Source organism: Pseudonocardia sp. SID8383, assembly GCF_009864975.1.
Classification (GTDB): domain Bacteria; phylum Actinomycetota; class Actinomycetes; order Mycobacteriales; family Pseudonocardiaceae; genus Pseudonocardia; species Pseudonocardia alni.
In genome coordinates this window covers 1-9,269 of sequence record NZ_WWFY01000481.1, presented here as the reverse complement: position 1 = coordinate 9,269, position 9,269 = coordinate 1, and the positions used below count along the sequence as shown (strand labels likewise).

8 protein-coding genes are annotated in these 9,269 nt (G+C 73.0%); 2 read left to right on the top strand and 6 right to left on the bottom strand.

The features are described from left to right. The 3 genes from GTW08_RS11795 to GTW08_RS11785 form a co-directional block, all read right to left on the bottom strand. Nucleotides 1–1,522 (bottom strand): dihydroxyacetone kinase family protein (locus tag GTW08_RS11795; protein ID WP_161151913.1); only part of this gene is annotated, 1,522 nt, incomplete at its 3' end. Further along, nucleotides 1,519–2,841, bottom strand: a complete 1,323-nt coding sequence (locus GTW08_RS11790; RefSeq protein WP_073575823.1) for an RbtT/DalT/CsbX family MFS transporter — start codon at nucleotides 2,839–2,841, stop codon at nucleotides 1,519–1,521. The genes GTW08_RS11795 and GTW08_RS11790, both read right to left, overlap by 4 nt. A 10-nt stretch (nucleotides 2,842–2,851) precedes the next feature. Next, nucleotides 2,852–3,943 carry an alcohol dehydrogenase catalytic domain-containing protein gene (locus tag GTW08_RS11785; RefSeq protein WP_073575822.1) on the bottom strand — a complete coding sequence of 364 codons (1,092 nt, stop codon included), beginning with the start codon at nucleotides 3,941–3,943 and terminating at the stop codon, nucleotides 2,852–2,854. 154 nt (nucleotides 3,944–4,097) lie between these two features. On the opposite strand from GTW08_RS11785, the gene GTW08_RS11780 reads away from it, so the two are divergent. Then, entirely contained in the window at nucleotides 4,098–5,048 is a 951-nt protein-coding gene (locus GTW08_RS11780) for a sugar-binding transcriptional regulator (protein ID WP_073575821.1), read from the top strand. A 398-nt stretch (nucleotides 5,049–5,446) separates the two neighbouring features. Here GTW08_RS11780 and GTW08_RS11775 read toward each other — a convergent pair whose 3' ends face one another. From GTW08_RS11775 to GTW08_RS11765, 3 genes are read right to left on the bottom strand one after another with little or no spacing between them, the layout of a single operon-like run. Further along, the gene (locus GTW08_RS11775; RefSeq protein ID WP_073575820.1) at nucleotides 5,447–6,304 is read right to left on the bottom strand and encodes a phosphoribosylaminoimidazolesuccinocarboxamide synthase; all 858 of its coding nucleotides are present in this window, start codon (nucleotides 6,302–6,304) and stop codon (nucleotides 5,447–5,449) included. Beyond that, on the bottom strand, nucleotides 6,301–7,728 hold the full coding sequence (gene purB, locus GTW08_RS11770; protein WP_217266897.1) for an adenylosuccinate lyase: 1,428 nt from the start codon (nucleotides 7,726–7,728) through the stop codon (nucleotides 6,301–6,303). The genes GTW08_RS11775 and purB overlap by 4 nt, the downstream gene beginning before the upstream one ends. A 53-nt stretch (nucleotides 7,729–7,781) precedes the next feature. Continuing rightward, nucleotides 7,782–8,366: a TetR/AcrR family transcriptional regulator gene (locus GTW08_RS11765; protein ID WP_073575818.1), complete on the bottom strand. Its 585-nt coding sequence runs from the start codon at nucleotides 8,364–8,366 to the stop codon at nucleotides 7,782–7,784. A 222-nt stretch (nucleotides 8,367–8,588) separates the two neighbouring features. On the opposite strand from GTW08_RS11765, the gene GTW08_RS11760 reads away from it, so the two are divergent. After that, on the top strand, nucleotides 8,589–9,269 hold a 681-nt coding region (locus GTW08_RS11760), incomplete at its 3' end, for a threonine aldolase family protein (protein WP_255497550.1).

Here is a 9,269-nt window from a genome sequence, read left to right as displayed (position 1 = left end):
CGCCGCCGACCCGGCGCTCCAGCTCCTCGACGAAGGGCAGCAGCGCGTCGAGCAGGGTCTTGTCCCCCGCCTGCGCCCCGCCGAGCTGCTGGATCGTCGTGGCGAACTCGCGGGCCCCGGCGGTGACGGTCGCGGCCGGATAGGTCGCGGCGGTGTCGCCGAGGTGCCGCCCGAGCGCCTCGAGCGCTGCGCCCCACAGCACCCCGGAGGTGCCGCCGGCGCGCTCGGCCCAGGCCTGCCCGGCCTGCTGCAGCACCCAGCCGCCGCCGACGTCGTCACCGAGCTCGCCGACCCGGGCGGTAGCGGCGGTGATCCCCTTGAGCATGCCGCGGCCGTGGTCTCCGTCGCCCGCGACGGCGTCGATCCTCCCCAGCTCGTGCTCGTGGGAGCGGATCGTCGACTCCACCGCGGCCAGCGCGGCGCGGACGGTGCCCGCGAGGCCCCGGGCCGCGTCGCTCGCCGCGGGTGCGGTGACGACGGCGTCGGCCTCGGCGAGCTCGTCGGCGGTCGGCTCGCGCAGCGCCGCCAGCGGCGCGGCGGTCTTGCGGTAGGCGGGGGTGTAGGCGTCCGCCCGCCACAGCGGCTCCAGTTCGTCGTCGAGCCACATCAGGGTGAGCGAGCAGCCGCCCATGTCCAGACTGGTCACGAGCTCGCCGACCTCCGGGTCGACGATCTCGTACCCGGCGTCGCGCAGCCGCGGCGCGACGTGGCGCCACAGCAGGAACAGCTCCTCGTACTTCGTGGTGCCCAGCCCGTTGAGGATCGCCCCGACCCGGCCGGGGGCGCCCGCCGGTGCGTGCTTCAGGACATCGTCGACCAGCAGTTCCGCCAGCTCGCGGGCGGGCAGCATCGGGACGTCGCGGATGCCGGGCTCGCCGTGGATGCCCAGGCCGAGCCCGAGATGCCCCTCGGGCACCGAGAACAGCGGCTCGTCCTCGCCGGGCATCGTGCAGCCGGTGAACGCGACGCCGAGACTGCGGGTGGCGGCGTTGGCGGCGCGGCCGAGACGCTCGACCTCGTCGAGGTCCGCGCCGCGCGCGGCGGCGGCACCCATCGCCTTGAACACGGTGAAGTCGCCGGCGATCCCGCGGCGCCGCGACTCCTCCTCGGCGGAGGCGACGTCGTCGGTGACGACCACGATGCGGGTGTCGATGCCCTCGGCCCGCAGCCGGTCGGCCGCGATCCCGAAGTTGATCGTGTCGCCGGCGTAGTTGCCGAAGCTGAAGACCACACCGCGGCCCTGGTCGGCGGCCTTCGCGACCGAGTACGCCTGGGCCGCCGACGGCGAGGTGAAGATGTTGCCGACGACGGCGCCGTGCGCCATCCCCGGCCCGACCGTCCCGCAGAACGCCGGGTAGTGGCCGGAGCCGCCCCCGATGACGACGGCGACCTGCGGGTCGCCGTCGCCACGGTGGGCGACCACGCCGCCGTGCACCCCTCGGACACGGTCGGCGTAGAGGTCGAGGAAGCCGGCGAGCTGGTCGTCGGCGAACTCGGCGGGGTCGTCGAAGATCCTGGTCACGAGGTCTCCCTCACCGTGGTGGCGGCGGTCTCGCGCAGCTGCGGGTCGTCCTGCGGGACGTTCAGGAACGAGACCATCACGAAGGCGGCGGCGTAGAGGGCGACGAAGGCCCACACGACGCCGACGTTGCCGGTGCCGAGCGCGAGCATCAGGGCGACGACGCCCGAACCGAGGAAGGCCGCGCCGCCGGCGGCGGTGGTGTACATGGCCATCGCGGCGCCCTTGTGGTCGGGTGCGAGCGCGGGCATGATCGCGCCCATCGGGACGAACCCGGCGAGCAGGCAGCCGAACACGCAGCCCGCGGCGACCGAGACCCAGAAGCCCCAGGTCGAGCCGGCCGGGACGAGCTGCGGGACGTACCACCACAGCAGCAGGCCGACGGCGGAGCCGAAGACGCCGAACCACTGCACCGTGCGGCGCCAGCCCCACCGGTCGCCGACGGCCCCGAACACCGCGTTGACCAGGATGTTCGTCGCGTAGACGAACACCGTCATGGTCAGCCAGCGGCTCTGGCCCCAGCCGAGGTCCACCGCGATGACCGTCGGCAGGATGATGAACATGCCGTACTGCGGCGCGGTGTTGATCAGCCGGACCAGGAAGCCCATGAGGATCTTCGGGTTGGCCGCGGTGAGCCGCAGCCCGGCGCTGAGCACCTGGCCGGTGGTCTCCCCGGCCGGCGCGAGCCGACGGGTGGCGTGCGGCTCGTGCACCCCGAAGCGGGCGATCAGGTACCCGGCGACGACGAGCGCGGTCGAGCCGACCATCGCGGCGGTCTCGCCGCCGGTGCCCCCGCCGAAGGCCGGGATCATGCCGAGCGCGAACAGCGAGCCCAGGGTGGGCAGGCCGCCGGTGAACATGACGTAGAACCAGCCGACGGCGACGCCGTTGCGCGAGTACGGCGTGACGACGTTGATCCACACCAGGAACGCGAACGCGAAGAGCGGGTAGCCGAAGCCGCGCAGGAAGTAGGTGGCGGCGACCAGCGGGAGGCTGCCGATCTGCAGGCTCAGCAGGAACAGCACCTCGAACACGACCCAGACGGCGACGCCGAGGGTCATGACGCGGCGCGGGCCCCACAGGTCGGCGAGCGCGCCGGACAGATAGCTGGCGACGAGCACGGCCAGGCTGTAGCCGGTGATGATCGTCGCGACGGTCGCCTCGGGCGAGCCGAGCACCGCCTCGATGTGCGGGGAGATGAAGTTGGACTCGGTCCCGTTGCCGGTCATGAAGACCAGCACGCCGAGGAAGCCCCAGCGCAGGGAGTGCGGGATGCCGATGCGGTCGAGGAAGGTCTCGTGCTGCGGAGCGGCGCTGCTCATCGTCGACCCCTCAGGCGTTCGGGAGGATCGAGACCTTGACCGACGCACCGGAGGTGTCGCCGACGAGGTCGAGGGCCTTCTGGAACTCCGCGAGCGGCACCTGGTGGGTGCAGATGTCGGAGATCGGGAGCTTGCCGTCCTCCAGCATCTTGATCGCGGCGGGCCAGCAGTGCGGGCCGAGGTGGGCGCCGCGGACGTCGAGCTCCTTGTCGTCGGAGATGATCGACCAGTCCACGGTGACCTCGGAGCCGAACACCGAGTACTCGACGTAGGTGCCGAGCTTGCGCAGCAGGTTCAGGCCCTGCGCGACGGCCGGGACGGCGCCGGAGCCCTCCAGGTAGACGTCGGCGCCGTAGCCGTCGGTGAGCTCCTTGACCCGGGCGACCGCGTCCTCGCAGGAGATGTTGATCGTGAGGTCGGCGCCGGTGCGGCGGCCGAGCTCCAGCTTCTCGTCGTCGAGGTCGAGCGCGATCAGCAGGCGCGGGTTCTTCGCGCGGGCGCCGGCGATCAGGCCGAGGCCGATCGGGCCGCACCCGGCGACGACCACGACGTCGTCGAAGGTGATGGTGGCGCGCTCGACGGCGTGCAGTGCGCAGGACAGCGGCTCGGCGAACGCGGCGTGCTGCGGCTCCAGGTCCGGTGAGACCCGGTGCACCCGGGCGCGGGTGGGGACCAGCATGTACTGGGCCATCGCGCCGTCGAAGTTCCGGAAGCCGAACATGTCGTGCGGCCCGCACATCCAGTACTGGCCGCGCAGGCAGTAGCGGCACTGCTCGCACGGGACGATCTGCTCGCAGGCGACGCGGTCGCCGACGGACACGCCGTGCAGGGCGAGGCCCTCGTCGTCACCGGAGACGATCCGGCCGACGAACTCGTGACCGGGCGTGACACCGGTCTGGGCCCAGGCGGGCCGGTTGTCGTCGCCCCAGAACTTCGCGGCGCCGTGGTAGCACTTCAGGTCGCTGGCACACACGCCGACGGCCTCGACCTGCATCAGCAGCTCGCCGGGGCCGGGCCGGGGGACGTCCACCTCCTCCAGCCGGTAGTCCTCGGGGCCGTGCACGACGACCGCCTGCATCCGGGTCGGGATGTTCTCTCCCACGGCGAAACCTCCGTTGGTGCCATGCGGGGTGCTGCATGCGACTGGCCTTGAGCATGCGTTCCGGTGTGAACATTCGTCAACACATCGGTTCCGACTTGAACAAACGTGCAGTACGCTTGACTGGTACGGATCCGGACCGGCGGAGGAGGTGGCGATGGCGCCGCACGACGTCTCCCGGCGCGACCTGGGGCTGATGCACCGGGCCGCGCGGCTGTACTACGTCGACGAGCTCAACCAGGCCGCGATCGCCGACCGGCTCACCGTGTCGCGTCCGACCGTCTCCCGGCTGCTCGCCGAGGCCCGCCGGGTCGGGATCGTGCAGATCACTGTGCACGACCCGGACTCGCTGCACACCGGTGGCGACGACGCACCCCGGCTCGCCGCCGCGCTCGGGCTGGACCGCGTGTGGCTGGCCCCGCGCCCCGCCACCGACCTCGGTCAGTCGCTCGCCGAGCCGGTCGGCGAGGCGCTGCGGGAGGCCGGGCTGCGCGCCGGTGACGTCCTGCTCGTCTCCTCCGGGCGCACCGTGTGGGAGCTCAGCCACACCACGCTGCCCGCGTTGGCCGGCTGCGAGATCGTGCCGACCGTCGGTGGGGTCGCCGAACCCGAGGCGTGGCACCAGACCAACGAGATCGTCCGGTCGGTCGCCGAACGCGGACACGGACGCCCGCACTTCCTGTTCACCCAGGCCATGCCGTCACCGGCGATGAGCCGCACGCTCGCCGAGGACCCGGAGTTCCGGCGGGTCACCGGGTTCTGGATGCGCGCACAGGCCGCGCTGGTCGGTGTCGGCGCCCCGCCCGCGGGCCGCGCGTCGATCTCGACCTCGGTCCCGCTCGACGACGAGGGCCTCCAGGACGGCGTCGGCGACGTCTGCCTGAACTTCTACCGCGCCGACGGCCGCCCGATCGCCTTCCCGGGCAGCGACCGGATGGTGCGGATCTCCCCGGAGCAACTGCGACGGGTGCCGCGGACGATCGCCGTCGCCGTCGGGGAGGAGAAGGTGCCGAGCATCGTCGGCGGGGCGCGGGCGGGCCTGTTCAACCGCCTGGTGACCGACACCCCGACCGCCCAGGCCCTGCTCGACGCCCTCGGCCCCGTCTGACCCACCGACGACGTCGGACGGCGGGGCAGCACATGTTCGTGATCGCAGACCGCGTCATCCACCCGGTTCCGAGTAGGCGTCGCCGGCCGGCTCGGCACACGGGAGCACACTGCGCCGCCACACCGAGCTTCTGCCCGTCCGCCGATCTGCCTACCCGGTAAGCGGATTCCGGAGGGCGGGCGCTCGGGTCGGACCGCCGCCCGGACGACCGTTCCACGGTCCGCTGTGGTCGGCCGAGAACTCGCTTACCGGGTAAGCGGGTTCGGCCCAGAAGGGCGTGCCGCACGACCGGTCCCGTCGACGAGCCGATCACACCCGACGTTCACACCCCTTGTCCGACGTCCACACCCGTCGAGAGGGGTGTGAATGCCGGACAAGGGGTGTGGGTGCGGCCGGGGTCAGGCCGTGGGCGACACCCAGGGGGTGCCGGTGATGCGGCGGTAGACCTCGGCGTAGCGGTCGTGGACGACCTTCACGACCTCGTCGGGGACCTCGGGGCCGGGGGCGGTGCGGTCCCAGTCCAGCCCGGCGGACCAGTCGCGGACGTACTGCTTGTCGAAGGAGAACTGGACCCGGCCGGGCTCGTAGGAGTCGGCGGGCCAGAACCGCGACGAGTCCGGGGTGAGCACCTCGTCACCGAGGACGATCTCGCCGGAGGTGTCCCGGCCGAACTCCAGCTTGGTGTCGGCGACGATGATCCCGCCCTCGGCCGCGGACTCGGCGCCGCGCCGGTAGACCTCCAGGGTCAGGTCCCGCAGCCGGGCCGCGGTGTCGACGCCCAGCTGCGCCACGACGTCGTCGAAGGTCATGAACTCGTCGTGCTCACCGACCGGCGCCTTGGTGGTCGGGGTGAAGATCGGCTCGGGGAGCTTCGAGCCCTCGACCAGGCCGGCGGGCAGCGTGACGCCGGAGACGGCGCCGGTGCGCTGGTACTCCTTCAGCCCGAGCCCGGTGAGGTAGCCGCGGGCGATGCACTCGACCGGCAGCATCTCCAGCGGACGGCAGCGGACGGCGCGCCCGGCGAACCCGTCGGGGATGTCGTCGGTGCCGATGACGTGGTTGGGCACGAGGTCGCCGGTGCGCTCGAACCAGTACAGCGACAGCGCGGTGAGGATCGCGCCCTTGTCCGGGACCGGCGTCGGGAGCACGACGTCGTAGATCGACAGCCGGTCCGAGGCCACGAGCAGCAGTTGGGCCGGGTCGCGGGACTCGTCGAGGTAGAGCTCGCGGACCTTGCCGGAGTGGACGAGCCTCACAGGATCCCTCCGGGGGTGTAGGCGGCGGCCTCGGGGTGCTTCGCCGTGATCGCCGCGATCTTCTCGTTGACCGCCGCGACCTGCGCGGACGCGGCGCCGGTGAAGCGCAGCGGGTCCTCCAGCAGCCGGTCCAGCGTGCCGGCGGGCAGGCCGAGCCGGTCGTCGCCGGCGAGACGCTGGAGCAGGTCGTTGTCGGCCTGGCCCTGCTCGCGCATCGCCAGTGCGACGGCGACCGCGTGCTCCTTGATGACCTCGTGCGCGGTCTCCCGGCCGACCCCGGCGCGGACGGCGGCCATCAGCACCGCGGTCGTGGTGAGGAAGGGCAGGTAGCGGTCGAGCTCGCGGGCGATCACGGCCGGGTAGGCGCCGAACTCGTCGAGCACGGTCAGCGTGGTCTCGTAGAGGCCGTCGAGGGCGAAGAACGCGTCCGGCAGTGCGACGCGGCGCACCACCGAGCAGGAGACGTCGCCCTCGTTCCACTGGGAGCCGGCGAGCTCGGCGGTCATGACCGACAGGCCGCGCAGGATCACCATGAGGCCGTTGATGCGTTCCGCGGAACGCGCGTTCATCTTGTGCGGCATGGCGCTGGACCCGACCTGGCCGGGGGCGAAGCCCTCGGTGGCGAGCTCGGCGCCCGCCATCAGCCGGATCGTCGTGGCCAGCGACGACGGCGCCGCCGCCAGCTGCACCAGAGCGGTGACGACGTCGTGGTCGAGCGAGCGCGGGTAGACCTGCCCGACGCTGGTGAACGCCTCGGCGAACCCCAGGTGGGTGGCGACGCGCTGCTCCAGCTCGTCGAGCTTCACCGAGGCTTCAGTGTCGCCGCCCAGTAGATCCAGCATGTCCTGGCTGGTGCCCATCGGGCCCTTGATCCCGCGCAGCGGATAGCGCGAACGCAGGTCCTCCAGCCGGGCGTGCGCGACGAGCAGCTCGTCCGCGGCGGAGGCGAACCGCTTGCCCAGGGTGGTGGTCTGCGCGGCGACGTTGTGGCTGCGCCCGGCCATGACCAGCTCGGCGTACTCCGACGCGCGACGCCCGAGCCGCGCCAGGACCGCGACGGTCCGGTCGGCGACGAGCTCCAGCGACAGCCGGATCTGCAGCTGCTCCACGTTCTCGGTGAGGTCGCGGCTGGTCATGCCCTTGTGCACGTGCTCGTGGCCGGCGAGGGCGTTGAACTCCTCGATGCGGGCCTTCACGTCGTGCCGGGTGACGCGCTCGCGGGCGGCGATCGAGCCCAGGTCGACCTGCTCGACGACGGCCTCGTAGTCGTCGACGACCGACGACGGCACCTCGATGCCGAGGTCGCGCTGGGCGCGGAGCACCGCGATCCACAGCCGTCGCTCCAGCTGGATCTTGTACTCCGGAGACCAGAGGCGGACCAGCTCGGGGCTCGCGTAGCGCGCGGCCAGCACGTTGGGAATCACGTGGCGCGATGATAATGGCTGGTGGGGGCCCTGTGACCGGCGGGAGCGCGGCCTCACACCCGGGGCAGGGACTCCAGCACCTCGTGGAGCGCCTTCCGGCCGACCGCGCGCGGGTCGGGGTCGGCCTCGATCAGCGCGGTGAGCACGACGCCGTCGACGAGCGCGGTGAGCCTGCGAACCTCCCCCGGCCCCGGGCGACGGCCGGTCGCGCGGGTGAGCGCCTCGTCGAGCAGGGCGTCGAACTCGACGCGCTGGGCGCGCAGCAGCCCGGCCAGGAACGGGCGCCGGCCGGACCCGATCAGCCGCTCGAACCGGCCCAGGACGGCGTCGAGGCCGTCGGTGCGCGAGCGCGGCCCGAGGAGCAGGTCGAGCACGATCTCGGCCGGGTCGTCGCGCCGGGCGAGGCAGTCGTGGGCGTCGGCCAGCTCGGTGTGCGCGAGCCGGTCGAGCGCGGCGGACACCAGGTCCTCCAGCGAGGAGAAGTAGTAGGTCGTGGCCGCCAGCGGCACCCCGGCGCGCTCGGCGACGGCTCGGTGCCGGATCGCGTCGAACCCGCTCTCGGCGAGCAGCTCCGCGGCCGCCGCGACGAGCAGGGCGCGGCGACGCTCACCCTTCTCGGTCTGCTTCGGGGCCGCCATCGCCACATAGTGCCAAGACGGGGCCCGTCCGGACGAGTGAGATACCGGACTCGACACCCAGGTCGGACGGGGTGACCGTGACCGTTTCGTGACCCTGCCGTTCTCACCGCCGCGGGGATGGAACACACTGGTGGTGTGCGTCCGTCACCCAGAAGCCGCTGGTCACCGCGCGGTGGTGCGCGCGGGGCGGCGGCCGCCCCGGCCCCCGGCGAGCCCGTCGACCTGCGATCGGACACCGTCACGCTGCCGACCGAGGCGATGCGCCGGGCGATGGCCGAGGCCGAGGTCGGCGACGACGTGCTCGACGGCGACCCCACCATGCGCGAGCTGGAGGAACGGGTCGCCGGCCTGCTCGGCGCCGCCGACGCGCTGTGGACGCCCACCGGCTCGATGGCGAACCTGATCGCGCTGATGAGCAGGCTCGGCCGCGGTGACTCCTTCCTCGCCCCCCAGGGCGCGCACGTGCTCGACTTCGAGCTGGGCACGGCCGCGTGGCTGGCCGGCGGGATGCCGCGGCCGCTGCCGCACGACGCGGGCCCCGGCAAGGTCACCGCGTCCGCTGTGCGCCGGGCCGCCGCCGACGACGGCTTCTACGCCTCCCTGCGCCCGGTGCTGCTGTGCCTGGAGAACACCCACAACTCCGCGGGCGGCACCGTGACCGCACCGGAGGAGCACGCCTCCGTCGCCGCCGCGGCGCGGGCCGCCCGGCTCTCGGTGCACCTCGACGGCGCCCGGCTGTGGAACGCCGCGGTCGCGCTCGGGGTCCCGCCGGGCGCGCTGACCGTCGGCGCCGACACGGTCGCGGTGTGCCTGTCCAAGGGGCTCGGCGCGCCGGTCGGGTCGGTCGTCGCGGGGTCGGCGGAGTTCGTCGAGTACGCCCGGCGGCTGCGCAAGATGCTCGGC

Excerpts from the sequence above, each read along its gene's own strand:
- GTW08_RS11790 (WP_073575823.1), bottom strand. The coding sequence starts at position 2,841 with ATGAGCAGCGCCGCTCCGCAGCACGAGACCTTCCTCGACCGCATCGGC.
- GTW08_RS11780 (WP_073575821.1), top strand. The coding sequence starts at position 4,098 with ATGGCGCCGCACGACGTCTCCCGGCGCGACCTGGGGCTGATGCACCGG.
- GTW08_RS11765 (WP_073575818.1), bottom strand. The coding sequence starts at position 8,366 with ATGGCGGCCCCGAAGCAGACCGAGAAGGGTGAGCGTCGCCGCGCCCTG.